This is a genomic window from Muriicola sp. E247 (assembly GCF_041358175.1).
Lineage (GTDB): Bacteria > Bacteroidota > Bacteroidia > Flavobacteriales > Flavobacteriaceae > Muriicola.
On record NZ_JBGKBE010000001.1, the window covers coordinates 314097 to 341077 of the forward strand.

A 26981-nucleotide genomic window follows, 5' to 3' on the forward strand; every position below is an offset into this window, starting at 1 on the left:
TTCATTCCTGCCTTTTTTATTTCTGATAATCAAAGTCTTAGCTTCTTTTATTCCTTTTTGGGCTTTCCAGCCACACATTTTACCTAATGATCTTGTCCAAAATTTCTTCGATTTTCTTTGTTATTTCTCACAATACCAGTAATTTAGTGGTGCCATAGCATAAGTAGGTTAAGTTTATGGTAAGATTTGGGACGAAAAGGGTGGAGGCTTCTCCGCCCTTTTCTATGTTCTTTTTTTGCTCTTCGATCATAAAAAAAACCGCAACTTCAGAAGCTGCGGTTTCCCAAAATGTATTTATTAGTTTCTATTTATGTGCCTTGTAATTCTCAGCGACCTTATCCCAATTGATCACATTAAAAAATGCATTGATGTAATCTGGTCGTCGGTTCTGATAATGCAGATAGTAGGCATGTTCCCATACATCTAATCCCAAGATAGGATTCCCGCCACAACCGGTGTTGGGCATCAGGGGATTATCCTGGTTGGGGGTAGCACAAATCTCTACTTTTCCACCTGGATGTACGCAAAGCCATGCCCAGCCTGAACCAAATTGGCTCCCGGCTGCGGAACTGAATTTATCTTTAAAACCATCAAATGACCCGAATGCTGAATTAATCGCATCGGCTAAATCCCCGGAAGGATTTCCACCGGCGTCCGGCCCCATAATTTCCCAGAAGAGCGTGTGATTAAAAAACCCTCCTCCATTGTTTCTTACGGCTTTATTGTTCATATCGAGTCCCGAAAGAATCTCCTTTATCCCTTTTCCTTCAAGGGGGGTTCCTTCTATGGCCGCATTGAGTTTCGTAGTGTAGCCGTTATGGTGTTTTGTGTGATGTATTTCCATTGTCCTTGCATCGATATATGGCTCGAGAGCGTCATATGCATAGGGTAGTTTTGGTAGTTCAAATGCCATTTTTATTAAAGTTAAAAGTTAATATTCAGTGATTCTCAAAAGTAGGGATTTTAACAATTATATTCCCCTAATTATATGTTAAGAACTCTCGGGGTTTGCTTAATTTGCAAGGAAAATCTAAACAACTGTACGCTTATCAGATTTACGACGCTTCAGCCGGATCGGGTAAAACCTTTACCCTGGTCAAGGAATACCTGAAATTAATCCTCATCCATGAGGGATCTCAGAATTTTAGAAAGATCCTTGCCATTACCTTTACAAATAAGGCTGTGAATGAAATGAAACAGCGTATCCTTAGCAGCCTGTTTCTTTTTTCTTCGGATGCCGACAACGACGAAAATGATCTGTTTCAGAAGCTGGTGGAAGAACTCCAAATCGATGCTGATACGCTAAGGATAAGGGCTAAAAAGGTCCTCAGAGAAATACTGCATAATTATGCCTTCTTCGATATATCAACCATAGATAAATTCAACCACCGTCTGCTAAAAACCTTTGCAAGAGATCTGAAGATTCCACAGAATTTTGAAGTTGTTCTTGATACAGACCTTTTGCTTGCAGAAGGGATAGACAGAATGCTGGGCAATGCCGGGGCTGATGATCAACTTACAGACCTGTTTATCGCTTTTGCACTGCAAAAAATTGAAGACAATAAAAGTTGGGATCTCAGTTATGACCTCAGTCAGGTAGGGAAAATGCTTTTTGATGAAAATCACCTTGTTTATCTGGAGGAACTCAAAAGCAAGGACCTCACTTCTTTTCTGAATCTTCAAAAGGAATTGCGACGTCTTTTAAAAACACACACCGAAAAATTAAAAGCAATAGCGGACAGTGTGCTCTCCCTGATGGATGAAGCCGATTTAGAGCAAGCCGATTTCTATTCAGGTTATTTCCCAAAATTTCTCAAAAAAATACAAGAAGATCCCTCTACTCTTGATTTCTCAACGGGCTGGAAAAAAGATTTTGGCAGCACACCCTTGTATCCAAAAAAAACCGCTGAGCATAAGAAACAGGCTATAGACGGGTTAATGCCAGAATTTATCAGATTGTGGTTGGAGATCAAAGAAGGTTACGGCCGATTGAGTTTTTTAAAAAACGTCTATCAGAATTTAGTCCCTCTGACATTGCTCAATGCCTTGCAAAAGGAGATTGATCAATTACTTGAAGAACGGGAACAACTACCTATCTCGGCATTTAATACCCTTATTTCGGAACAGATAAGAGATCAGCCTACACCATTTATATATGAACGTCTGGGGGAGAAATATCGCCACTATTTTATAGATGAATTCCAGGACACTTCTCTGAATCAATGGTATAATCTGGTTCCCCTTATATCTCATGCATTACAGAGTGAAGACCTGCAGGGAAACAGGGGCAGCCTCTTCCTGGTTGGAGATGCCAAACAAGCGATTTACCGCTGGAGGGGTGGAAGGTCAGAATTATTCCTCAATCTCATCAACAACAACAATACCCTTTTTGGTCTCTCACCTAGGACAGAGTCTCTTGAAACTAATTTCAGAAGTTTTCAGGAGATTGTTACTTTCAACAACGGTTTCTTTTCCTCAGCGGTTCCTTATTTAAACAATAAACTCTACCAGGATTTATTTCTGAAAGGCAACAAACAACAACACACCTTTAAAAAAGGAGGGGTAGTAAGTATAAACTTTCTACAGAACATTGAAGACGACAAGGAACAAGCCTATTGTGAAGAGGTACTTAAGCACATAATTCATTTGCGCTCAAAAGGAATTCCTTTCGGAGCCGTTTCTGTGCTGTTCAGATCCAATAAACAAGGTATTACCCTGGCCGAATACCTTATAAATAACCAGATACCAATCATTTCCTCAGATGCCTTGCTCCTCGAGAGTGATCCCGTGGTGCGATTTCTGATCAATCTACTGAAGTATTCCATTCAGTCTTCTGATCTCAATATCCAGTTCGACATCCTTATTTACCTGAGTCCGGAAAAGGGCAGACACCAGTTTATTTCCGAGCATCTTGGAAAGCTTACACCATTTTTAAAAGCCGAGTACCAGTTTGACCTGGCCGCATTCAACCAAAGGTCTGTGTTCGATGCTTTGGAATACGCCATTGAGCGGTTTGATCTCCTTGGGGAGTCTCAGGCGTATATCAGCAACTTACTCGACGAAGTCCTTGATGTTGAATTAAAACACGATTCGGGATTTAATTCCTTTATCAATATCTGGGAGAAGAATAAAAGTAAGTGGAGTATCCCTGCGCCCGAAAATATGGATGCCGTACAGCTGATGACCATCCACAAGGCCAAGGGGTTGGAATTCCCATTTGTGATCTTTCCATTTGCCAACTCGGGTATCTATGATGACAGGGGAACAAAACTCTGGGTTCCTGCTCATGATGAGGCCCTTGAAGGGTTTAGCCATATCCTAGTCAGTAAAAAGAAAGATATGGCCCTTTACAATGAGGAATCAGAAGAACTATATGAAGAAGAGCAGCACAAAATGGAACTCGACTCCTTTAATTTATTATATGTGGCTTTAACGAGGGGTATTCAGGGGGTATTTATCATTACGGAAATGGACCTTACCGCCAAAGGAGAAAGTAAGCCTACCTATTATTCAGGCTTGTTTATCAATTACCTGAAGCAACTTGGAATTTGGGAACAAGACAAGTATCAGTACACTTTCGGGGATTTACAATATAGTAAGATGGAGGCTGCCCTTGAATTTGAACAGGAATCTGTTCCATATACGGCTACCACAAAATTCGGAGGACAACTGGAAATAAGTACCCGTGCCGGAGAATTATGGGGATCGTCCAGAGAGCTGGCCCTCTCACAAGGCAATGTCTTGCATTACGGAATGAGTATTGTAGACACGGCTGATGATATTGAGTCTGCAGTTGCCGATTTAGTACGCAGTGGGGTTATCCAGGAAAATGAAGGCAGCACTTACAAAGAACTCTTCGATAGCATTGTACATCATCCACTTCTTAGCCGTTTTTTCAGGCCGGGAAGTAAAATTAAAAATGAAAAAACCATAATCTCACAAAATGGGGTAATTTTGCGGCCAGACAGGTTGGTCTTTGAGGAGAAGAAAGTCTCCATTCTGGATTACAAGACCGGACATCAGAAATCTTCTGATCTCACCCAACTTAATTCTTACGGTGAAGTACTGGTTGCAATGGGGTATACAGTTGAGCACAAAGTCCTGATTTACGTACAAGATGAAATTAAACCTATATTCATATAAATATGTATAGCAGCATACAGAAATATCTTAAAGAAGAACTGGAAGCCATCGAAGAGGCAGGCCTCTACAAAAAAGAACGCATTATTACTTCACCCCAGGGTGCAGTTATAAAAATCTCAACCGGGCAGGAGGTGATCAATTTTTGTTCAAATAATTACCTGGGGCTTTCTTCCCATCCCGAAGTGATACAGGCAGCAAAAGACACGCTGGATTCTCATGGATTTGGAATGTCCTCAGTACGATTTATTTGTGGCACCCAGGATATCCACAAAGAACTGGAAGCAAGGATCGCTAAGTTCTACGACACTGAAGATACTATTCTCTATGCCGCGTGCTTTGATGCCAACGGAGGGATTTTTGAGCCATTGCTATCTGCAGAAGATGCTATTATCTCAGATTCACTGAATCACGCTTCCATTATAGATGGCGTGCGTTTGTGTAAAGCGAAACGCTATCGCTATGCGAATAGCGACATGGCAGATCTGGAAACACAGTTAAAACAGGCCAATGCAGATAATGCGCGTTTCAAATTAATTGTTACAGACGGAGTTTTTTCAATGGATGGTTTACTGGCCCCACTTGATAAGATATGTGATCTGGCAGAAACCTATGATGCTATGGTTATGATTGACGAATGCCATGCAACCGGCTTTATTGGTAAAACCGGAAAGGGCACCCTGGAGGAAAAGGGAGTTTTGGATCGTATTGATATTATCACCGGTACGCTTGGAAAAGCCCTGGGCGGCGCAATGGGCGGTTATACCACCGGAAAGAAAGAAATTATCGATATGCTCAGACAGCGGTCCAGGCCTTACCTCTTTAGCAATTCCCTTGCTCCGTCAATTGTAGGAGCCAGTATTAAGGTATTTGATATCCTGGAAAAGAATACAGATTTAAGGGATAAACTGGAAAGCAACACCAGATATTTTAAAAAAGGGATGAAAGATGCTGGATTCGACATCATTGACGGAGATTCCGCTATTGTTCCTGTGATGCTTTATGATGCCAAGTTGTCTCAACAAATGGCCGATATGTTATTGGAAGAGGGTATTTATGTAATTGGCTTCTTCTATCCAGTAGTTCCCAAAGGTAAAGCCCGGATCAGAGTTCAGCTGTCCGCGGCGCATACCAGAGCCCATTTAGACACAGCGATTGAGGCCTTTATCAAGGTGGCAAAGGAGCTGAAAATACTCTAAACCGTACTGTTTTCAGGGGAATACAGTAAAAAAAAAAGAAATTGATTTTGTTAATAATTCTTAACAACTTACATTTGCAGCTAATAAACACTTAAACTTAAAAATTTGAACATGAAACAGCTTAGCAGATTATTGGTTGTTGGCCTACTTTTAATAGGGTTTAACAACGTTCAAGCGCAGGATGAGAATAATCCGTGGCAAGTTAGCTTTGGTGTAAACGCGATAGATGTTTATCCTACTAATGACCAAGACGCCGCTTACCCAACAGGTACTTTATTCAGTGAGTACTTTAATGTTAACGATCACTGGAACATTTTGCCTTCTATTTCTTATGTATCTGTATCCAAGTATGTAGGAGACGGTTTCTCTGTAGGAGCCAGGGGTAGTTTGAACCGTATCTCTAAATTGGGTGACGCTTCAGCTGACGACCTTTCTCATTACGCTGTGGATGGTACCATTAAATATAATATCCTTAAAGACAAGAAAATCATCCCTTTTGTTGAAATAGGTGGTGGTTATACCTGGGTTGATGAAATCGGATTCGGAACAGCCAACGCTGGTCTTGGTGCTAGTTACTGGTTTAACGACAACATCGGCTTTACTCTTCAGACAGGCTACAAGCATGCTTTTGAAGATTACGGTGTAAAGCATTTCCAGCACACTGCTGGTATTTCCATTAAATTCGGTGGAACTGATACCGATGGTGACGGAATCTACGACAAAGACGATGCATGTCCTGAAGTTGCTGGTTTAGCAGCTTTCAACGGATGTCCTGACTCTGACGGAGACGGCATCGAAGATGGAAAAGACAGCTGTCCTAATGAAGCTGGTTCTAAAGAATTAAACGGATGTCCTGATGCTGACGGTGATGGTATCGCTGATAAAGATGACGCATGTCCGAACGAAGCTGGTATCGCTGCCCTTGCTGGTTGCCCAGATGCTGACGGAGACGGAGTAGCTGATAAAGATGATGCATGTCCTAGCGAAGCTGGTCCTGCTGAAAACAAAGGATGCCCATGGCCTGATACTGATGGTGACGGTGTTCTTGACAAAGACGATCAGTGTCCAGAAGTTGCGGGAACTGTAGCTAACCAGGGTTGTCCTGAAGTTACTGAAGAAGTTCAGAAGCAATTGAACGACTACGCAAGAACTATCTTGTTCGATACTGGTAGGGCTTCTCTGAAAACAGAATCTGTTTCTGTATTCGTAGATATTATCAAGATCCTCAACGAATATCCAAATGCTAAGTTTACTGTTGAAGGACATACTGATAGTGTAGGTAGCGATAAACTAAACCAGTCTCTTTCTGAAAAAAGAGCTAACTCAGTTCGTGATTTCCTTATCCAAGAAGGAATTGGAGCAGACAGGTTAACAGCCATCGGATACGGTGAAGCTAAGCCTATCGCTTCTAACAACACAAGAGCCGGAAGAGCTCAGAACAGAAGAGTTGAGATCAACTTGGTTAAATAAGCAACGTTTATAACTTTATATAAAAGCTCCGCAAATGCGGAGCTTTTTTTATTTTTGGCTATGAATACATTTCTTGAAGAAGTGGTCTCCGATATTATTTCGGAAAAAGTAGTCGATGACGACCTTGTCCTGGTTGTTCCAAGTAAAAGAGCTAGTCTCTTTCTTCTCCAGAAATTTGCTCAAGCTACAAGTAAAGCAGGTTTTGCCCCTACTATCTATACTATTGAAGAGTTTATAGGTCTTATTTCCGGCCTGACCTATGCCTCTAATACCCAACTGATCTTCGAATTGTATCAGGTTTACAAATCTATTCACGGGGATAAGGCTGATAATTTTCATGATTTTTCCAATTGGGGTAACACCCTTTTACAGGACTTTAATGAAATCGATCGCTACCTCATTCCTCAAAAGCAGTTATTTGCATACCTCAGTGCCATTCAGGAAACAAATCACTGGTATGTAAAGGCCGATAAAACTCCGATGATAGAGGCGTATATTGAGTTCTGGAATTCCCTTGAAACCATATATCATAAGTTTTCCAAACATTTAATCGATCAGAATATCGGATACCAGGGACTGGTATATCGCAAAGCGAGCCAAAATATTGAAGAATACGCAGCCGAAGTGAATGAAGGATCGCACTATTTTATTGGTTTTAATGCGCTGAATACTTCAGAATCCACCATCATTCAATGTCTTTTGGATCAAAAGAAAGCAGAAATCTATTGGGACATTGACCCCGTTTTTATTGAAGATCCTGTCCATGATGCCGGTTATTTTGTTCGATCCTATTTAAAAAATTGGTCTCATTTTGAAAAAAATACTTTAAAAGGCCCTGCACCGAATTATCTCCAGGAAAAGAATATCAATATTATAGGGGTACCCAGAAATGTCTCTCAGGCAAAGTATGTTGGTTCTCTTTTAAAACAGTTCACTGCGGATAGCAAACATTCTCCGCAAAGCACTGCAGTGATTCTGGGTGACGAAAACCTCCTGAATCCATTACTCAATTCCATCCCGGATGTTGTTTCCAGTATCAATATTACGATGGGGCTACCCTTATCACAAACTCCCGCTGCCAGTCTTTACAGCGAATTTATAGCTCTTTATCTGAATTGGAATTCCAAAGGCTGGTACTACAATGATATAATCTCCCTGGTTTCACACCCCTATATTAAAAGACTTTTTAAAAAACCTGAAGAAACTCTTACTCAGCTTTATAAAGAGATCCGGGAGAAAAATTGGGTGTATATCCAACCCGAACAACTCCACAATCTGAGTAAGGAGGATCGCAGTATCCTTCAGTTGTTATTTTCCAGAAAATATACTTCTCCCGGAAAACTTCTGGATGCCTCCATAGAAATAGCTCATGAGCTGAAAGAGCGTTTTGAGTCGTTTGGTGATTCTATTGCCTTGGAATACCTGGCGAAAACATTAGTGGTGATTAATGAAATCAAAATTTACCTTAATAAATACGATTTTATTTATGATATAAAATCGTTGCAGAGTCTGTACAGAGAGTTGACAAATAAAGAAACCCTGGATTTCTACGGAAAGCCATTGGAAGGCATACAACTGATGGGAATGCTTGAAAGCAGGAATCTAGATTTTGAAACCGTCATTATTACATCCCTTAATGAAGGTATTTTACCTTCAGGAAAAACAAGTGGGTCCTTTATTCCGTTCGATCTTAAGCAAGAGTTTAGAATGCCCACCTATAAGGAAAAGGATGCCGTGTACACCTACCATTTCTACCGTCTGCTTCAACGAGCAAAGAATATTTATTTACTATATAACACAGAACCTGATGTCCTTGAAGGGGGAGAAAAAAGCAGGTTTATTTCCCAGCTACTTTCAGAAAATCGGGTAGAGGGTAGTATTCGTCAAATTATAGCCAGCCCTTCTATGAGTTTAACGGCCCCCATAAGAAAATCCATCGCCAAGGATGTTTCCGTATTATCTCTCCTCCGGGAACGCGCCAGAAAGGGATTTTCTCCTTCATCTCTCTCCAGCTATATCAAAGACCCTATCGATTTTTATAAAAAATACGTGTTGGGGATGAGAGAATCTGAAGAGGTTGAAGAAAATATTGCTGCCAATACTTTCGGGACCATTATACACGCCAGTATTGAGATTTTATATCAACCGTTTGTGGGATCTGTACTCCGTCCTGAAGCCATCAGGGAACGTATTTCTTTGATTCCTGAAGTTGTCAGGAATGCCTTTGCGGATTACTATCCTAATGTCTCGCTAACGGAAGGAAAAAATCTTATTGCCTATCATGTAATACAGCGATATCTGCATAAATTTCTGGAAATGGAAATAGAAAGTAGCAGGAATCACAAAATCGAATTGATTGCCGTAGAGGAAGAATTAAGCACTACTATAACTGTTCAGGGCCTGGAATTTCCCATATGTTTAAAGGGGACTATAGACCGGATTGACAAAAAAGACGGCGTTCTTCGAATTCTGGATTATAAAACGGGGAACACAAAGAATTCTGAGGTTGAAATCACCGGATGGGATGCTATTACTACAGAGCCAGATAAAGGCAAGGCATTTCAAATGATGGCCTACTCCCTGATGTACAATGAAAAATACGGTACGGAAAACTTTGAAGCCGCCATAATTCCATTTCGCAGTCTCGAGAATGGTTTTATGAGGTTTTGCACAAAAGAAGCTTCAGGGGGACGGTATTCTAAAAAAGACTATATTATTACCTCTGCTACACTTTTGGAATTTCGTGAACAGTTTGAGCTTCTAATACGAAAAATATTCGATCAGGAGGTTGCTTTTGAGGCACCACAAAACTAGGTATTCTTCTTATCGGGCCTGGTGGGCCTCACTTCGATCTTGCTGGGTAATGTACGCGGATTCATTCGCAACAGGTCCTCCACCAGCAGGCCGATGTCTTCCGGCTGAATTTTCCAGGAATCCTTATCATCAGGGATATTATTATTAAAATGAGTAGCAACAGAACCCGGCATGATGGTAGAAACCTTAATGTCAGACGACCTAAGATCGAGCATAGCTGCCTGTGTAAATCCTACCAATCCAAATTTAGAAGCATTATACCCTGTTCCTGAAGCGAAAAAATTAGTTCCCGCCAGGCTGGCAATTGTAATATAGTACCCTTGAGACCTTCTCAAGGCATCCAGAGAAGCCTTAAGTGTGAAAAACGGGCCGTTGAGATTGGTGTCTATCATCTTACGCCATTCCGCTGTACTGAGCTCGCCTACAGGCTTAAAGATGCCCACTCCGGCATTGGCAATTACCACATCGAGCTGCCCCCATTTTTTAAGTACTGCGTTAACAGCTTTTTCTTCATCCTCAGGCTCTGTGACATCAGACCCCAGACCAAGAACTCTCTCTTCGGTTCCCAATTGCTTAGCCACTTCTTTTGCATTCTGAGTATCCCTGCCACTAATGGCAACTTTCATCCCTGCATTGAGGAGGGTTTCCGCAATTCCATAACCTATCCCTTTTGTTCCTCCTGTGATATAGGCCACTTTCCCTTCTAAATTTACCATTTTTTACTTTTTTTCTAAAATAGGGTGAAGACAAGAAGATCTAAAACATCAGGCGTTATTGTTTTCTTAAAATAAAAGAAGGCTGCATTTTGAAACTTACTTAAAAATTAGTTCCTTTGCCCTTGCCTAATGGGGGATTAGCTCAGCTGGCTAGAGCGCTTGCCTGGCAGGCAAGAGGTCACCGGTTCGACTCCGGTATTCTCCACGATCAATCGCAATTTTCATTACGCGATTCGGAAATAAGAAAAACTGCCGAGTTTACTCGAGCAGTTTTTTGTTTTCTGAAGCTTCAATACCGCAGGTATTGCATAAGTAATGAAAATTGCATTTGCAGGACGGGAGTTCATCTGGAGCAACGAAGTTACTCCGGTTACCCTATTATAGAAAAACTGCCGAGTTTACTCGAGCAGTTTTTTGTTTTCTGAAGCGTCAATACCGCAGGTATTGCATAAGTAATGAAAATTGCATTTGCAGGACGGGAGTTCATCTGGAGCAACGACAGCTACTCCGATAATCCCGTCGATTCAACCTTTGCTTTCTGTAATGATATATTTAATCCTTCTTTACACTAAGAACCAAAACAGGAATCTTGGCTGAGAACTCAGCTTTATGGATAGTATTCTTCTCCCACAAGTTGGTAAAAACCCCTCTCTTCCTCCTGAACACGCAGAGAAGGTCCGGTTGATGAAGTTGAATGTGCTCTAAAATCCCGAGATAAGTAGTCGCGTGCTCAGCTAGTGTCAGTTGAGAACTTATATCCATCAAGGCTGTATTCACCTGCAGGTCTTTATCAGTATATCCGGGAGTTTTTACAAGAAGTAAATGGATATCAGACTCAAACTTATTTTTAATCTGGATAAGGGGATCAAGGATTCTATTCCTTTTTAATACTCCCGACTTAAACCCGGTAAGTACAACTTTAAAAGGGCTGAAATTTGTCCCTTTCGGTACGATTAGTGTAGGGATATCAGTTCTCTTAATCATTCGCCCCGAAGTATGCCCTAAATAAAGTTCTTCCTTTATATCATTGCTCCTTGGAGCGATTACCAAAAGATCAATCCCTATCTCTTCATCAATTTCTTTTAACCCGTCAATAAGATCTCCGTTATAGGTGGCAATTTTTATATCGACATCCCTCGCATTTACCTTACCTATAATTTCTTTCAGTCTTTCTTTCCCGCTCTTTTCTACTTTGGCAGAAATATTGGTTAATTTCCCCGCACCGCTGGTTACATTAAAAACTTCCATAACATATACCGTGGATGAGAACTGAGCAGCAAAATCCACCGCAAATTGAAGTGTTTCATGAGCATTGGGTGAGGTTCCGATTGGTACTAATATGTTCTTCATAGTGGTTAGGGATTTATACTCTAAATTTACGCAATAATTGGCTTTAAAAAATGATCCGACCCGCAAAGATAGGCGAAATTCACCAGATCATGTGTGTTACAAAGGCCTGTGCACATCATATGCTGGCACAGGGAATAGAGCAATGGAACGATCATTACCCATCCCAAGAAATATTTAATAATGATATCGAAAGAGGAGAGTTGTTTGTCAAGGAAATTGATGGGCAGATTGTGGGTTACATTTGCATAACTACAGTGATGGATGAGGAATATCTACCCGTAAAATGGCTTACTCCCAATGAAATTAACATTTATGTACACCGACTTGCAATTCACCCCGATTTTCAGGGAAAAGGATATGCGCGGCAACTTATGGACAAAGCCGAAAAAATGGCGAGGGAGGAAAATTATACCTCGGTTAGATTGGATACCTTCAGTAAAAATGAGAGAAACCAACGATTTTATGAAGCAAGAGGGTACAAAAAACTGGAACCGATCTATTTTCCGAAACAAAGTCCCTATCCATTTTATTGTTACGAACTTATTTTATAATTCCTTCATCTGACAACCCGATTTGACTACTCGTGTAAGCTTTAAAACCATAAATAAACTGGCCATTCCGGCAACCATAGCAGGTATAGCCGAACCCATTCTATCTATCACCGATACGGCAATAGTGGGGAACATTCCCGAAAATGGATTGGAATCCCTGGCTGCTGTGGGTATCGTGGGTGCTTTTTTATCCATGCTTATCTGGATCTTAGGACAAACCAGGAGTGCTATTTCTGCAATTATATCCCAATATCTCGGGGCCGGTAAACTCGATCAGGTCTCCACCCTTCCTGCACAGGCCATAACACTGAACGTCCTTTTGAGTATTGTGATCCTTTTGGGAACTGTATTTGTTGTTGAAGAAATTTTCCTCCTTCTGAATGCAAAAGGCAAAATCCTTGAGTTTTGTATTTCATATTATTCTATCCGGGTCTGGGGTTTTCCACTAACGCTTTTTGCTTTTGCCGTAATGGGAATATTCAGAGGCTTGCAAAATACGTATTGGCCCATGATGATAGCCATAGTAGGTGCGGTACTGAACATCGGCCTTGATTTTATCCTGGTTTACGGCATAGAAGGTTTTATCACTCCAATGTATCTGGAAGGTGCCGCATGGGCCAGTTTAATTTCACAAGGGGTGATGGCAGCTATGTCTCTTATTCTTTTAATCACCAAAACCAATATCTCTCTCAGGCCAAAACTCCCGATTCATCCCGAGTTGAGGAGGTTAATAGGGATGAGCCTGAATTTGTTTGTAAGGGCAGTGGCCCTGAACATCACTTTGATATTAGCCGTAAGAGAAGCAACGGCTCTGGGAGACCGATTTATCGGAGCCCATACAATTGCCATTAACCTTTGGCTCTTCGCCGCTTTCTTTATCGATGGCTATGGGGCGGCAGGAAATATAATGGGTGGCAGGTTATTGGGGGCAAGGGATTTTACGAATCTCTGGAAACTTTCCAAGAAAATAATGCTCTATGGAATACTGGTAAGCGGGGTGTTGATGATTATCGGATTTGTTCTTTATCGCCCGCTGGGTGAGTTATTTTCTAATGACACAGGGGTATTAAAAACCTTTTATTCTATTTTCTTTATTGTAATCCTCGCTCTCCCACTGAATACGGTAGCATTCGTCTTCGACGGCTTATTTAAGGGATTGGGGGAAATGCGATACCTCAGAAATGTCCTGCTGATCGCTACCTTTATCGGCTTTATTCCATCTCTTTTCCTCGGAAAATACATGAATCTGGGGCTTTACGGGATCTGGATTGCGATCACGGTCTGGATGACTATCAGAGGTGGGGCCCTGGTGTGGAAGTTCAGGAGAAAATTTCGCCCCCTTTTGCAAAAGACGTAATTTTGAGTAAATCTACCTTATATGGGAACTAACAGAGCTAATGGCAGTTTATATACCTCCGTCAACCAAGGTGTCGCCACCATAGAATTTGGCCATCCGGCAGGGAATTCTTTTGTTTCTGAATTACTGCAGCGCCTTACAAAGCAACTGCAAGAGCTCTCTTCTGATAACAGCGTATCGCTTATTGTTCTAAAATCTGAAGGGGACGGAGCTTTTTGTGCCGGGGCTTCCTTTCACGAACTAATGGCGGTTTCCAACCAAAAGGAAGGAACTGAGTTTTTCAGCGGTTTTGCCCATGTCATCAATGCCATGAGAAACTGTTCCCAGCCCATTATAGGCAGGGTTCAGGGGAAAGCAGTAGGTGGTGGGGTTGGACTCATCTCTGCCTGCGATTATGTTTTCGCAACAGAGGATGCTTCCGTGAAACTCTCTGAACTAAGCATAGGGATTGCTCCTTTAGTTATAGCCCCCGCAGTAAAAAGAAAGGTTGGAGCACACGGTTTGGCAGAACTTTCCCTGTCTCCTACCGAATGGAAGAATGCCTATTGGGCAAAAGAGAAAGGGCTTTTTTCCAAAGTGTATGGCAATGTCAAAGAAATGGATAAGGAACTCGAATTTTTTACTTCCCAATTGGCAAAATACAATCCCATGGCCCTTGCCGCTTTAAAACAGGCCTTGTGGGAAGGGACAGAAGATTGGGGGACTCTACTCACCAACAGAGCTGCCCAAACGGGTGCCCTGGCATTGTCTGACCATACAAAGAAAGCGATGGCTGCTTTTAAAAAATAGCGACTATTTTAACCCCTGGAATTCAAGGAATATCCATGAACTTTTCTTTAAGAAAAATATTAAACACGCCCTACCCATTTTATTTTCGCGGTAAGTCGCTATGGCAGTTTGCCCTGATTATTTTTCTTCTTGCTTTTCTGTTCAATTATTTTTTTGCTCCCTTTGATGTCAATCCTGCAGAACACCGCATGGATTATTTCTGGATTAGTGTAATCCATTCTGCCACTCCGGTCCTGATTCTTATCCTGATGTATCCTTTCATATATTTTTCACCTTCCCTGGAGGAAAGGTGGACAATTGGAAAAGACATCCTTTTTCTCTCCATATTCCTCCTCCTGATCGGAATTGTACAATTCCTGATTCGCGACCTTATTTACGACAATCCCAACAACTGGTCATGGGGCTACTTCCGCGAAGAAATCAGCAATACCTTCCTGGTTGGAATCCTCCTTGTAGGAATTATTATTTCTGTCAATTTTAATCTTCTTAATGCGAGATATATCAAAGAGGCTCAAATCCTTGAACATAAGAGAATGGCCAAAAGTATCAAAAAGGAAAATTTAGTAATCCCCATCGAGACCCAGGTAAAAATGGACAGATTCAATCTGGAAGTGGAACGATTTCTATATGCCAAAGCCGATGGGAATTACCTGGTATTGCATTTAGTCCAGGACAATGCAATAATTAAGGTTTTAAAAAGGATATCAATAAGAGATTTTGAAAAACAGCTTCGATCTGTTAAGGAAATCATCAGAACCCACCGTTCATTTGTTGTAAATCTCTCCTACCTCAGCCATGTGAAAGGCAATGCACAGGGATACCAACTAAGCTTAAAGGAATGCGATGCGGTGATCCCCGTTTCCCGGAATATGATCTCTGCTTTTGAAGCGAGTTTAAAAAACTAGGTTTATTTCCTTGTCACTGGTCCCAAAACCTTGTCATTCAAAACAAAGAAATCGAACGCAATCAGATTAAAAATATCTTTAGCAAAAAGTATTTGTCATGAGGCGTTACGATCTGGATTGGTTAAGGGTTTTTGTTTTTGGCTTACTCATCTTCTATCATGTTGGGATGTTTTTCGTCCCATGGGGATATCACATTAAAAACAATGTGGAATATGAATGGCTGAAATTTCCTATGTTGTTTCTCAATCAATGGCGCCTTCCCATTTTGTTTGTCATCTCAGGTATGGGTACGTATTACGCCTTAAACAAAAGAACAGGGCTGCAATTTGGTTTGGAACGAATAAAAAGACTATTTCTACCTCTGGTAGTAGGAATGCTCGTGATAGTCCCTCCGCAGGTCTACATCGAAAGAATTGCCTACGATCAATTCATTGGTTCTTATTTTGACTTCTGGCCTTCAAAAGCCTTTATCGGTGTATATCCCGAAGGGAATTTAAGTTGGCACCACCTCTGGTTTTTACCTTATCTCTTGCTTTTTTCTCTAGCTCTGCTCCCGGTATTCCTCTACCTCAGAAAACATCCGGGAAACAGATTCATTTCCAGGCTAAAGAAAATAGTTTCAAACAGATTCGGCCTTTTTTGGTTTTTAATCCCTTTGTATCTGTACGAATCCCTGTTGGAACCTTTTTTTAATGTCACACATGCTTTAATAGGCGACTGGTTTGCGATTGCGAATTACGCTACCTTGTTTTTATATGGCTTCCTGTTGATTTCTGTAAAAGAACAATTCTGGCAAACGGTTACCCGGCATCGCAGGTTTTATCTCCGTTGCGGATTAATAGGATTTACTTCTTTCCTTAGCTTAATCCTGATATTTGAAGACTCTATTTGGGTACATTTTACGGAAGCTTCCCTGAAAGTCTTTAATTTATGGTCCTGGATACTTGCTTTATTTGGATACGCAGCACACTATTTGAATAAACAGAGTGCTACATTGGCCTATTCTAATGAAGCTGTCTACCCCTTCTATATCTTACATCAAACCATCACTATTGTGGCAGGTTATTTTATAATGAATCTGTCATGGGGTCTCCTGCCAAAGTTTCTTATCCTTAGTATTGCAACCTTTGGAGGATCCTTTATCATATATGAATTCTTCATCAGAAGGTGGAAATGGATTCGCCCTCTTTTTGGACTCAAATTAAAAAAGGCAATTTTTCCTCCTTCAAAACAAACAGACGGTTCTGCGACCAAAGTTGATCCTTCCTTTTAAAGAATTCCTACCTTTGCCCTTTAAGATTATATGAGATGAGCAGGATAAGGGTAACCAAGGAATTCAGTTTTGAAACAGGGCACGCTTTGTACGGCTACGACGGAAAATGCAAGAATGTCCACGGGCATAGCTATAAGTTGGCCGTTACCGTGATCGGAACGCCTATTTCAGAAGAAGGTGCTGTTAAATTAGGTATGGTGATCGATTTTGGAGATCTCAAGAAGATTGTACGGGAAGAGGTGGTTGATCCGTTTGATCATGCTACGATATTTAATAAAAACACCCCTCATCTCGAACTTGCAAGAGAATTGGAAACACGAGGTCATAAGGTGATCCTGGCCGATTATCAGCCAACCAGTGAAAATATGGTCATCGACATTGCAACGAGGATAAAAAAAAGACTTCCGAATCATATTCAATTGCATTCTTTAAAGCTCAGGGAAACAGAAACGGCTTATGCCGAATGGCATATGGATGACAATCCCTGATCCCCTCACCGATTTTTCTATCTTTACTACCCGATGAAACATTTAAAGGTACCGACAGGAAAGAAAGTCTATTTTGCCAGCGATAATCATCTGGGTGCGCCAGACAGGGCTAAAAGTTCTGTCAGAGAACGACACTTTGTTTCCTGGTTGGAGGAGGTAAAAAAAGATGCCGCGGCTATTTTTCTGCTTGGAGATCTTTTCGATTTTTGGTTTGAGTACAAAACAGTTGTTCCCAAAGGCTTTGTCCGTACCCTTGGCGCCCTCGCACAAATAACCGACAGTGGTATTCCAGTCTATTTTTTTGCAGGAAACCACGATCTGTGGATGAACGGTTATTTTGAAGAAGAACTTGGAATTCCGGTTTTCCATAAACCCCAGCAATTTGAAATTAACTCGAAACGATTCTTTATCGGACATGGTGATGGCCTTGGCCCACACGACAAGGGGTATAAAAGGATGAAAAAGGTATTTACCAATCCCGTTGCCAGGTGGTTCTTCCGATGGTTACACCCCGATTGGGGAGTAAGATTAGCTCAATATTTCTCCGTAAAGAACAAACTTATCTCAGGAGAAGAAGACCAGGAATTTCTGGGAGAAGAGAACGAGTGGCTGGTACAATACGCCAAAAGAAAGCTCTCTCAGGACCACTACGACTATTTTGTCTTCGGACACAGGCACCTGCCTCTGGAAATTAAACTCAATGATAAATCGACCTACTTTAACCTGGGAGATTGGATAGGTCATTTTACCTATGGTGTTCTCGATGGAAGCACCTTTGAACTCAAAAAGTTCGAGATCTAGGCTTGCCTGATATCCTTTATCTTTAACTGAAGACTTATACTCCCGTTCCAGTGATTCTCATCAAGGGAATACACCAGACTAAACATCTTGCTATCCCGTACTAAAGGCAGTTTATCCCCCAGGTTAAAACCTATGCCCTGGATTGGATTGGAATTTCCCTGTTTTACAGCCAGTTTGAGGTGCTTTTCTCCCTCTCCAACTCCTTTGGCATATCCTGAATCACGCAGCTGGTGTGTGAGGAATACCGGTTTCATATTTCCAGGGCCAAAGGGTTCAAATTGCTTGAGAATCCTCATCAATTTTGGAGTTATATCAGCAAGGGTTATTTCTGCATCAATACGAATTTCCGGACTGAGTAATTCCTGGGATATGGTATTTGATACGACCTCCTCAAATCGGGCCTTGAATTCTTCGTACTGCGATTCTTTAAGGGTTAGTCCGGCTGCATATTTATGCCCTCCAAATTGTTCCAGCGATCCTTTACATGCCTCCAGTGCGTTGTACAAATCGAACCCTCTAACAGACCTGGCAGAAGCAGCCAGTTTGTCCCCGCTTTTTGTAAATACAAGCGTAGGTCTGTAATAGGTTTCAATAAGCCTTGATGCCACTATCCCGATAACTCCCTTATGCCAGCTCTCCTTGTAGACCACGGAAGTGTATCCCTCTTCTTCTTTGTTTTCACTGATCTGTAACAGGGCTTCCTCTGTAATCTCCTGATCAAGACCCCTGCGATCGGTGTTAAACTTTTCAATTTCTGCGGCCATCTTCCCGGCTTTCTCCTCATCGGTCTCTGTAAGCAGGGAAACGGCATAACGCCCGTGCTCCATTCTTCCGGCCGCATTTATCCTGGGTGCAATAATAAAAACAACATCCGTTACTGTCAGATTGGATTTGTTTACTGCCTTCAGTATGGCTCTAAAGCCCGGGCGCGACTGTTGGTTGATTATCTGCAGACCGTAATACGCCAACACTCTGTTCTCCCCGGTCATCGGAACGATGTCTGCTGCGATAGCAGTAGCCACCAGATCGAGATAGGGTATAATTCCTTCAACAGTAAGTCCGTTTTGTTGTTCCAGGGCCTGTATCAGCTTAAAGCCAATACCACATCCGCATAATTCGTCATAGGGATAGTTACAATCGGGTCTTTTAGGATCTAAAACCGCAACTGCATCCGGAAGTTCACTTCCCGGACGATGGTGATCACATATGATAAAGTCGATTCCTTTTTCTTTTGCGTAGGCTACCTTATCAAGGGCTTTAATCCCGCAATCGAGGGCAATGATAAGGCTAATGTCGTTGTCAGCAGCAAAATCAATTCCCATATATGACACCCCATAACCCTCTGCATAACGGTCGGGAATATAAGTGGCTACATTGGGGTATTGTGATAATAGATAGGATGAAACGAGTGCCACTGCGGTAGTTCCATCCACGTCGTAGTCCCCATAGATGAGAATATTCTGCTCTGATTTGATGGCGTCAGTTATCCTCTTTACGGCCAGGTCCATATCCTTCATCAGAAATGGATCGTGCAAATGCTCCAGCTGTGGTCTGAAAAAATTAAGTGCCTCTTCGTAGTTCTTTATCCCCCGTTGTATTAACAAGGTCGCGACCAAAGGAGACACTTTAATGGCCTCGCTGAGATGCTTCACAACTTCCTCTTCGGGTTTGGCTTTTAAGGTCCATCGCATTTCACAAATTTCATCAGGGCTCATAAAGTAGAATCAGCGGGTGTATGTCCTATGCAGAAAAGAGTTTATTTATCGGTATTATAATCAGCTTTCAGGTGATAAATTCAATTCAGGTGATAAATATTTTCGGTAGAAACAGTAGCAAACCTGCGAAACATTTCCATTACGCCACAGTATTTATCAACGGAAAGGTCTACGGCCCGCTGTAGTTTTTTCTCATCCAATTCCTTACCGTAAAAATGATATTCCAGATGTACTTTATGGTAGTACTTTGGATGCTCATCGGTAAGTTCCGCGTAAATTTCAATATGGAATTTATCTACCTTCAATTTCATTTTATCGAATAGGGAGACTACGTCCAAGCCAGAGCACCCAGCCAGGGAAGTAAGCATTAGAGCTTTAGGCCTGTATCCGTTTCCTTCGCCCCCATCTTCTGGTCCCGCATCAATTTTTAAATCAAGTCCGGAAGGATTATTGCTCTCAAAGGCCATATTCCCGATCCATTTGGTACTGATATGATTTGTCATGCTCTGTTTTTTTTGTTTCTTGTAATTTCAAAATTACAACAATAACCCTTAATTCAATTTATGCCGCTGGTCAACCCACTTCCTCCTGAACACGATGCTGAAACAAAAGAACTCGCCGACTTTTTTAATGAGACGTTGGGGTTTTGCCCCAATTCTATCTTAACCATGCAGCATCGCCCTTCCATTTCAAAGGCTTTTATTGGGTTAAACAAGGCCGTGATGGAAAACCAAGGGCGGGTAACCTCAGCGCTTAAACGGATGATTGCCTGGGTAAGCAGTAATGCCACAGGATGCAGATATTGCCAGGCCCACGCCATTAGGGCAGCTGAACGATATGGTGCCGAACAGGAGCAATTAGACAATATATGGGAATACAGAACACATCCTGCCTTTTCTGAGGCCGAAAGGGTGGCTCTCGACTTTTCCCTGGCAGCTTCCCAGGTCCCAAATGCAGTTGATCAACAAATAAAGGATGCTCTTTACGCCCATTGGAATGAAGGGGAAATCGTGGAAATGCTTGGGGTAATCTCATTATTTGGTTATCTCAACCGCTGGAATGATTCCATGGGAACTTCCATAGAAGGAGGTGCTGTAGAAAGTGCGGAACAATACCTCGGTAAACACGGCTGGGAAAAGGGAAAACATAGTTGATCTCTTTTATTTTCAGACCAAAATATTCTCCAGTAGAAATATTGTAAGAACCCCCCAAAAAGTGCCGGTAGCCATGCTTAAAATGGCAAGTACAACGGCATGGGGCATCCATTTTTTCTCATAAGCAGCCGTTACTGCCGGAGCCGTGGCGATACCCCCTACATTGGCCATACTGGCGATAGGCACCCAGGCCATGTTGAGATTCAGCATTTTGGCGATGATCATCATAAAGACAAAATGCCCTATCAACCAGACGATCAGAAAAACGAGGAATACAGGATTAAATCCCAAAGTGGCAAACTGCAGTTTTAATCCAAGTACGGCCATCACAATAAGGATCAGAATTGCCCCGGCTCTTAAAGCAAATTTAAAATTCCAACGTGGCCATATATTACTGATCGCAAGTCCGATAAGGGAGAGCAATATTACTTTGGCTATAAAGCTCTCTACCCAGAGATTTGTCAGAATCACGATTCCAAGGAGAATAACAATAACCCACCAGGAGGGTATTGATCTTACCTGATCGGAGCGGAGGTTCTCCGGAATACCCAAATCTGTGATTTTCAATTTTCGATTGATCAGATTACTGCCTTTGATAAACTGGAACATCAGGATGGTCCAGATATTTACCAGGATATTATCCATCACAAGGACAGAGAGAAAAATATCCTCAGGACAGGCTACAATTTCCTTCAGGACAAGCTGACTGGTACTACCCCCTATCCAGCTGCCCACAATTGGCGGAATCCCTTTCCAGTATTCCTCATTAACAAGGGTGTTGGTGACAAAATTGGTATCGAGGAAAGCGAACGCTAATAAGACCGGAAAAAGGGCAATAAAAACCGATCCTCCGGCAAATAGAAATATGGGTTTCCAGCCAATAGCCCTGAGCTGTCCAAGGGATAAACTACTCATAACTGCAATGATCGCAAGGGGAATAAAATAATCCCGGCTAAAGGAATGAATCTCATCCTGGGAATAGTCTACTCCGGTGAGATATGAAATGATGGCAGGAATAATATAAGCCAGTAGAATGGCCGGTACCCAATCGAAGAGGGACTTGATATGTCTGTTTTCCCATCGATCTAAAAAGAATACCGCAAGGACGGTGAATAAGGTGATGAGCCAGGGTGCTAACATGCCGGAAAAAATACGACAAATAATTTCAGCAGAAGCTACTATTTCTTCCCTCCAACTATGATAACAAATTCTCCTTTCACTGGATTTTCCTTATAGTATTCTAGAATCTCAGAAAGTGACCCACGCACGGTTTCTTCGTAAATCTTGGTGAGTTCCCTGGAAACAGAAGCAGGCCTGTCATTCCCCAGAGAGGTGATAAGGTCCTCCAAAGTCCTTAACAGTTTATGGGGCGATTCATAGAAAATCATGGTTCTGCTTTCTTCCTTGAGGGCCAGCAACCTGGTTTGCCTTCCTTTTTTTACCGGCAGGAAACCCTCGAAAACAAATCGCTCTGATGGCAGTCCGCTATTCACCAATGCTGGGATCATCGCGGTTGCTCCTGGAAGACACTCTACCCGGATACCGGATTCGAGGCAGGCCCGGGTAAGCAGAAATCCCGGATCGGAGATCCCGGGCGTACCCGCATCGGAGATCAGGGCCATGGACTCTCCGTTTTTTAACCTTTGTACAAATTTATCTACGACCTTGTGTTCATTATGCATGTGATAGGCATGCATAGGTTGATTGATCTCATAATGCTGAAGAAGTTTTCCGCTGTTACGGGTATCCTCTGCAAGGATCAGATCTACTTCCTTAAGAATTCGGATAGCCCTGAAGGTAATGTCTTCCAGATTCCCAATAGGTGTAGGTACGAGGTAAAGTGTTCCCATGGACATGGCTGTTTGTTAAAAATAAGAAGCCGAAAGTAATGAATTCAACTTTCGGCCAATTTGTATGTATAAAAAATCAATGTCTTAAGAAAATCGACGTTCAATGTGGGCGATAAACCTGATTGCGTATTCTTCCTTCCCCTTCCAGTTATTGTATTCCGGTTTAACCATATTGTCAATAAAAGCCATGGAGCGATCGGCAGTTTCAATGGTATTTAACTGGGAAAGAACCCGGTTAAATTCTTCAGTACTATCATTGAACAGGTGTTTTACAAAGGCCAGTCTGTCATTGAGGCCAATTACAATTTCCTTATTAGTGAGTTTGTCGTTGAGAGACTTGACTTTCTCTGATTTGTCTAGAGTTTCCTGGTTCGGGGTAACATCTTTTGCATCATTTTTGAGGACTTCTGTCTTCGCTACAAATTCGGCAAACAACTGCTCTATATTGAGGTCTTTGGGCATTTCAGATACCATGTGTTTTATAGTATCTATTCCGGGTGTCATAATATCCTCTTCATGGGGGTTATTTTCGGGAACTGTCTTATTGCCTTCCATAACGGCAGTGGCCATTTTCTCGAATTTAGCAGCAATTACGTTCTTAGATACATCTATTTCTATATCACTCAATTTTTCTTCAATGAATTTCAGAACTGCCAGTTTCTCATAAAGATTTCTGGCTGCTTCATATAGCCCGGGAATATCATCCTTATCCTGAGAAGTAATAATCTCTGTTGAGAGTTTTACTAATTCCTCTTTCAGTTTACGCTTCATTTCTTTTTTGATTTTCTTCCCTGTAAAGGTCTGTCTTTTTTAATACTTTTATACTTATTTAATTCTAACGGAGGAAATACCTTATTTCGTCTAAAATTACAAAATGTTTCTCGAAAATACTGTTAATCATAAAGAACAATTTGGGTGGATAGAAGTGATCAGCGGGTCAATGTTTTCGGGAAAAACAGAAGAACTTATCCGAAGGCTGAAACGCGCCAAATTTGCCAAACAAAAGGTAGAGATATTTAAACCCATCATCGATACTCGATACAGTGATGAACGCGTAGTTTCTCATGATGAGAATGAGATAAGGTCTACCCCAGTACCTTCAGCTTCACATATAAGACCCCTGGCAGAGGACTGTGACGTAGTTGGAATTGACGAGGCACAGTTTTTTGATGATGAGATTGTCACTGTTTGCAATGACCTGGCAAATAAAGGGATCAGAGTAGTGGTGGCTGGTCTCGATATGGATTTTAAAGGCAATCCATTTGGGCCCATGCCAGCCCTCATGGCCACTGCAGAATATGTAACAAAGGTTCATGCGGTCTGCACCAGAACCGGAAATCTGGCTAATTACAGCTTTCGTAAATCGGATAATGAAAGTCTGGTATTATTGGGAGAAATTGAAGAATACGAACCCCTGAGCAGGGCTGCTTTTTTTAAAGCTATGTTGAAGGAAAAGATTAATTTGATGGAAGTAAAGGCAGAAGAAGTGATACTTACTAAAAAAAACAAACCATAAAATCATATTCCTGGCAGATCGCAACCCTCCTGAGGGTTTTTGGCAACAGGAAATCAATAATCTTCATGAGATATTTACACCAACCACCTTATGCCTGATACCCATCAAACGGTTCTTGAAATCAATTTAGGAGCACTGGAACACAATTATCGTTTTCTCCGATCTAAAATTGATCCATCTACAAAATTTATGGGGGTTGTAAAGGCATCCGGCTATGGTAGTGATCCGCTTGTAATTGCAAGGAAACTGGTAGCTCTGGAAGTGGATGCTCTGGCTGTAGCTTATACCTCTGAAGGGGTGCATCTTAGAAAGGGAGGAATCGAATGTCCAATTTTAGTCCTTCACCCGCAGGAAATTAATTTTAAAGAGCTTATTAGCTATTGCCTTGAACCAAGTCTGTACAGTTATAAAATCCTGAAATCGTTTCACAAGATAGCCAGAGAAGCATTTCAGGAAAAGTATCCTGTTCATCTTAAATTCAATACCGGTCTTAACCGACTCGGATTCTGGGAAAATGATATATCCCATATTAAGAAAGAAATAGAAGATTCGGATTTTTTGAAAATCAAAGGCATATTTTCACACTTAGGTGCCTCTGAAGACTTGTCTGAAAAAGAATTTACACTTTCTCAGATCAAAACATTTGAAGCCATAGTAGTAGAGGCAGAGCGTGCCCTGGGGCCCATTCCGATAAAACATTTACTCAATACCTCCGGGATCCTCAATTACCCGAAGGCTCAATGGAACATGGTACGCAGTGGAATTGGTATCTATGGCTATGGAAACGATACTAAATACGAAAGCTCACTCCGCCCTGTAGCCTCATTAAAAACTATTATTTCACAGTTACATCGAATTGAGCCCGGTGAAACAGTGGGGTATAACAGGGCATTTAAAGCAGATGGGTACAGAATAACGGCCACGCTCCCCTTAGGTCATGCAGATGGTATAGGAAGACAGTACGGGAATGAAAAAGCTTCCGTTCTAGTCAAAGGAAAACGAGCTCCTATCATTGGAAACGTGTGTATGGATATGTTGATGATAGATGTAACCGGTATCGATTGTGCCGAGGGGGATGAAGTGATCATTTTTGGGGAAGGTCAGAGTGCTGAACAGTTTGCCTCTTTCGCCGGAACCATTTCCTATGAACTTCTTACCGGACTAGCCTCAAGAATACCGCGTTTGTATACTGAATACTAATTTTGTTGATAAATTAGTACAAAGAATATAATAATTAAAGAAAGTCAGCGTTACTCAAGTTATATTAACTAATTAAAACACAAACCATGCTTAAAGAATTCAAGAATTTTATTATGACAGGCAATGTCATTGAGTTTGCCGTAGCTGTTATCCTCGCCGGGGCAGTTAGTCAGGTAGTCAACGGTTTTGTAAAAGACATCATTATGCCCGTTGTAGGTGAATTTACAGGGGGGGTCGACTTCGCTAATCTGAAGTACGTCCTAACCGAAGCATCTGGAATTGCTGGTGAGCCGGGAGCTATTGCAGAAAATGCCATTCGCTACGGAGCCTGGATCAATACCATTGTCAATCTGATTATTGTAGGCTTTGTGCTGTTTATGATCATAAAGGCTTATAATAAAACTAAAAAACCACCTGCACCTGCAGCTCCAAAAGGACCTAGCCAGGAAGATTTATTGGCGGAAATCAGAGATCTTCTGAAAAAGCAATAAGAATTCAAAGCTGTAATTTTTACAGCAAAACCGCTATACTACTAGCACAATTTTAATCCCTATGTCTGAAATCGCTATCCAGACATAGGGTTTTTTTGTTGCTTATATAACAAATTGTGATATTTTTATAAATCTAAAAAAGCTGCCTTGTGCTGTAGGTCGCTTTCCAGTACCTTTGGCCCACTAAAAATGGTCATATGAAAGTAGCAATAGTTGGAGCCACAGGCATGGTAGGAGAGGTAATGCTAAAAGTATTAGCCGAAAGAAACTTCCCGATCTCAAAGTTACTGCTTGTTGCATCCGAAAGGTCTAAGGGTAAAACTCTTACCTTTAAAGGTCAGCCTTATACTGTTATTACACTTGAAGAGGCCCTTGCTGAAAAACCGGATCTCGCTATATTTTCCGCAGGTGGTGAGACCTCTTTAATTTGGGCCCCTAAATTTGCGGCCGTTGGCACCACAGTTGTAGACAATTCCTCTGCCTGGCGTATGGATCCCAATATTAAGCTGGTGGTCCCTGAGATCAATGCCAATATCCTTACAAAAAAGGATAAGATCATTGCCAACCCTAACTGTTCCACTATTCAGCTGGTCCTGGTTCTGGCACCGCTACACAAGGCATATACTATGAAACGAGTAGTTGTATCGACCTACCAGTCGGTTAGTGGAACCGGTGTAAAGGCGGTGCAACAGATGGAGAATGAGGTAGCAGGAATTAAGGCTGAAATGGCCTATCCCTATCCTATCCATAGAAATGCCCTGCCTCACTGTGATGTTTTCCTGGAAAACGGATACACCAAGGAGGAAATGAAACTTGCCCGGGAACCGAGAAAAATACTTGGAGATGACAGTTTTGCCATCACGGCCACTGCTGTGAGAATCCCTACTTCAGGAGGCCACTCCGAGTCGGTAAACGTAACTTTTGAGCAGGATTTTGACCTGCAGGAATTAAGGCGATTGCTAAGTGAAACTCCCGGGGTAGTTCTGCAGGACAATCCGGACACCAATACGTATCCCATGCCCATCTACGCCCATGACAAAGACGATGTTTTCGTCGGGCGGATCAGAAGGGATGAATCCCAGCCTAATTCGCTCAATATGTGGATCGTTGCAGATAATTTAAGGAAGGGGGCGGCTACCAATGCTGTTCAGATAGCCGAATACCTGGTGGGGAACAAACTCCTGTGATCAGGGTGTTTAAAT

At 41.8% G+C, this 26981-nt stretch carries 24 protein-coding genes and 1 tRNA gene; 17 read left to right on the forward strand and 8 right to left on the reverse strand.

Annotation, left to right across the window (positions count from 1 at the left end; translation table 11 throughout):
* Positions 1-304: 304 nt before the first annotated feature.
* The gene (locus ACA086_RS01435) at positions 305-913 is read right to left on the reverse strand and encodes a superoxide dismutase (protein ID WP_369748039.1); all 609 of its coding nucleotides are present in this window, start codon (positions 911-913) and stop codon (positions 305-307) included.
* A gap of 95 nt (positions 914-1008) precedes the next feature.
* Between ACA086_RS01435 and ACA086_RS01440 the strand changes: the two genes are divergently transcribed.
* From ACA086_RS01440 to ACA086_RS01455, 4 genes are all read left to right on the forward strand, one after another.
* A complete protein-coding gene (locus tag ACA086_RS01440) occupies positions 1009-4143 on the forward strand; it encodes a UvrD-helicase domain-containing protein (protein ID WP_371001512.1) in 3135 nt (1044 codons plus the stop codon).
* Positions 4144-4145: 2 nt separating this feature from the next.
* Positions 4146-5339 carry a glycine C-acetyltransferase gene (gene kbl / locus ACA086_RS01445; protein ID WP_371001514.1) on the forward strand — a complete coding sequence of 398 codons (1194 nt, stop codon included), beginning with the start codon at positions 4146-4148 and terminating at the stop codon, positions 5337-5339.
* A gap of 111 nt (positions 5340-5450) precedes the next feature.
* A complete protein-coding gene (locus ACA086_RS01450) occupies positions 5451-6809 on the forward strand; it encodes an OmpA family protein (protein WP_371001516.1) in 1359 nt (452 codons plus the stop codon).
* Between the two features lie 60 nt (positions 6810-6869).
* On the forward strand, positions 6870-9623 hold the full coding sequence (locus ACA086_RS01455) for a PD-(D/E)XK nuclease family protein (RefSeq protein ID WP_371001519.1): 2754 nt from the start codon (positions 6870-6872) through the stop codon (positions 9621-9623).
* On the opposite strand, the gene ACA086_RS01460 is transcribed toward ACA086_RS01455, so the two are convergent.
* Positions 9620-10339, reverse strand: a complete 720-nt coding sequence (locus ACA086_RS01460) for an SDR family oxidoreductase (RefSeq protein WP_371001522.1) — start codon at positions 10337-10339, stop codon at positions 9620-9622. The genes ACA086_RS01455 and ACA086_RS01460 overlap by 4 nt on opposite strands.
* A gap of 131 nt (positions 10340-10470) precedes the next feature.
* Here ACA086_RS01460 and ACA086_RS01465 point away from each other — a divergent pair.
* Positions 10471-10544, forward strand: a tRNA-Ala gene (locus ACA086_RS01465).
* 347 nt (positions 10545-10891) lie between these two features.
* Here the strand turns inward: ACA086_RS01465 and ACA086_RS01470 are convergent.
* Positions 10892-11689, reverse strand: coding sequence for a universal stress protein (locus ACA086_RS01470; protein WP_371001524.1), 798 nt, complete (start codon positions 11687-11689; stop codon positions 10892-10894).
* A gap of 50 nt (positions 11690-11739) precedes the next feature.
* Here ACA086_RS01470 and ACA086_RS01475 point away from each other — a divergent pair, with 50 nt between their 5' ends.
* From ACA086_RS01475 to ACA086_RS01505, 7 genes are all read left to right on the forward strand, one after another.
* The gene (locus ACA086_RS01475; protein ID WP_371001526.1) at positions 11740-12240 is read left to right on the forward strand and encodes a GNAT family N-acetyltransferase; all 501 of its coding nucleotides are present in this window, start codon (positions 11740-11742) and stop codon (positions 12238-12240) included.
* Positions 12241-12262: 22 nt separating this feature from the next.
* Positions 12263-13597, forward strand: coding sequence for an MATE family efflux transporter (locus tag ACA086_RS01480; protein WP_371001528.1), 1335 nt, complete (start codon positions 12263-12265; stop codon positions 13595-13597).
* Between the two features lie 21 nt (positions 13598-13618).
* Positions 13619-14386: an enoyl-CoA hydratase/isomerase family protein gene (locus ACA086_RS01485; RefSeq protein ID WP_371001530.1), complete on the forward strand. Its 768-nt coding sequence runs from the start codon at positions 13619-13621 to the stop codon at positions 14384-14386.
* Between the two features lie 35 nt (positions 14387-14421).
* Positions 14422-15291, forward strand: coding sequence for a LytTR family transcriptional regulator DNA-binding domain-containing protein (locus ACA086_RS01490; protein WP_371001532.1), 870 nt, complete (start codon positions 14422-14424; stop codon positions 15289-15291).
* 97 nt (positions 15292-15388) lie between these two features.
* On the forward strand, positions 15389-16564 hold the full coding sequence (locus ACA086_RS01495; protein ID WP_371001533.1) for an acyltransferase family protein: 1176 nt from the start codon (positions 15389-15391) through the stop codon (positions 16562-16564).
* 35 nt (positions 16565-16599) lie between these two features.
* Positions 16600-17052 carry a 6-pyruvoyl tetrahydropterin synthase family protein gene (locus ACA086_RS01500; protein ID WP_371001535.1) on the forward strand — a complete coding sequence of 151 codons (453 nt, stop codon included), beginning with the start codon at positions 16600-16602 and terminating at the stop codon, positions 17050-17052.
* A gap of 33 nt (positions 17053-17085) precedes the next feature.
* On the forward strand, positions 17086-17853 hold the full coding sequence (locus tag ACA086_RS01505; RefSeq protein WP_371001537.1) for a UDP-2,3-diacylglucosamine diphosphatase: 768 nt from the start codon (positions 17086-17088) through the stop codon (positions 17851-17853).
* Here the strand turns inward: ACA086_RS01505 and recJ are convergent.
* Both recJ and ACA086_RS01515 read right to left on the reverse strand, forming a co-directional pair.
* The gene (gene recJ, locus ACA086_RS01510; protein WP_371001539.1) at positions 17850-19544 is read right to left on the reverse strand and encodes a single-stranded-DNA-specific exonuclease RecJ; all 1695 of its coding nucleotides are present in this window, start codon (positions 19542-19544) and stop codon (positions 17850-17852) included. The two genes, ACA086_RS01505 and recJ, sit on opposite strands and share 4 nt — an antisense overlap.
* Before the next feature lie 104 nt (positions 19545-19648).
* Entirely contained in the window at positions 19649-20071 is a 423-nt protein-coding gene (locus ACA086_RS01515) for an OsmC family protein (protein WP_369748025.1), read from the reverse strand.
* Positions 20072-20131: 60 nt separating this feature from the next.
* Between ACA086_RS01515 and ACA086_RS01520 the strand changes: the two genes are divergently transcribed.
* Entirely contained in the window at positions 20132-20722 is a 591-nt protein-coding gene (locus ACA086_RS01520) for a carboxymuconolactone decarboxylase family protein (protein ID WP_371001541.1), read from the forward strand.
* A 12-nt stretch (positions 20723-20734) separates the two neighbouring features.
* Here ACA086_RS01520 and ACA086_RS01525 read toward each other — a convergent pair whose 3' ends face one another.
* The 3 genes from ACA086_RS01525 to ACA086_RS01535 all read right to left on the reverse strand — a co-directional run bounded on the left by ACA086_RS01525 (position 20735) and on the right by ACA086_RS01535 (position 23343).
* On the reverse strand, positions 20735-21862 hold the full coding sequence (locus tag ACA086_RS01525; RefSeq protein ID WP_371001542.1) for a DUF819 family protein: 1128 nt from the start codon (positions 21860-21862) through the stop codon (positions 20735-20737).
* Between the two features lie 38 nt (positions 21863-21900).
* The gene (rsmI, locus tag ACA086_RS01530; RefSeq protein WP_371001544.1) at positions 21901-22572 is read right to left on the reverse strand and encodes a 16S rRNA (cytidine(1402)-2'-O)-methyltransferase; all 672 of its coding nucleotides are present in this window, start codon (positions 22570-22572) and stop codon (positions 21901-21903) included.
* Between the two features lie 84 nt (positions 22573-22656).
* The gene (locus ACA086_RS01535) at positions 22657-23343 is read right to left on the reverse strand and encodes a hypothetical protein (protein ID WP_371001546.1); all 687 of its coding nucleotides are present in this window, start codon (positions 23341-23343) and stop codon (positions 22657-22659) included.
* Between the two features lie 103 nt (positions 23344-23446).
* On the opposite strand from ACA086_RS01535, the gene ACA086_RS01540 reads away from it, so the two are divergent.
* From ACA086_RS01540 to ACA086_RS01555, 4 genes are all read left to right on the forward strand, one after another.
* Positions 23447-24088, forward strand: coding sequence for a thymidine kinase (locus tag ACA086_RS01540; protein WP_369748020.1), 642 nt, complete (start codon positions 23447-23449; stop codon positions 24086-24088).
* A 90-nt stretch (positions 24089-24178) separates the two neighbouring features.
* Positions 24179-25288: an alanine racemase gene (gene alr / locus ACA086_RS01545; RefSeq protein ID WP_371001548.1), complete on the forward strand. Its 1110-nt coding sequence runs from the start codon at positions 24179-24181 to the stop codon at positions 25286-25288.
* Between the two features lie 86 nt (positions 25289-25374).
* A complete protein-coding gene (mscL, locus tag ACA086_RS01550; protein ID WP_371001550.1) occupies positions 25375-25779 on the forward strand; it encodes a large conductance mechanosensitive channel protein MscL in 405 nt (134 codons plus the stop codon).
* 197 nt (positions 25780-25976) lie between these two features.
* Positions 25977-26966: an aspartate-semialdehyde dehydrogenase gene (locus ACA086_RS01555; RefSeq protein ID WP_371001552.1), complete on the forward strand. Its 990-nt coding sequence runs from the start codon at positions 25977-25979 to the stop codon at positions 26964-26966.
* Positions 26967-26981: the final 15 nt, after the last annotated feature.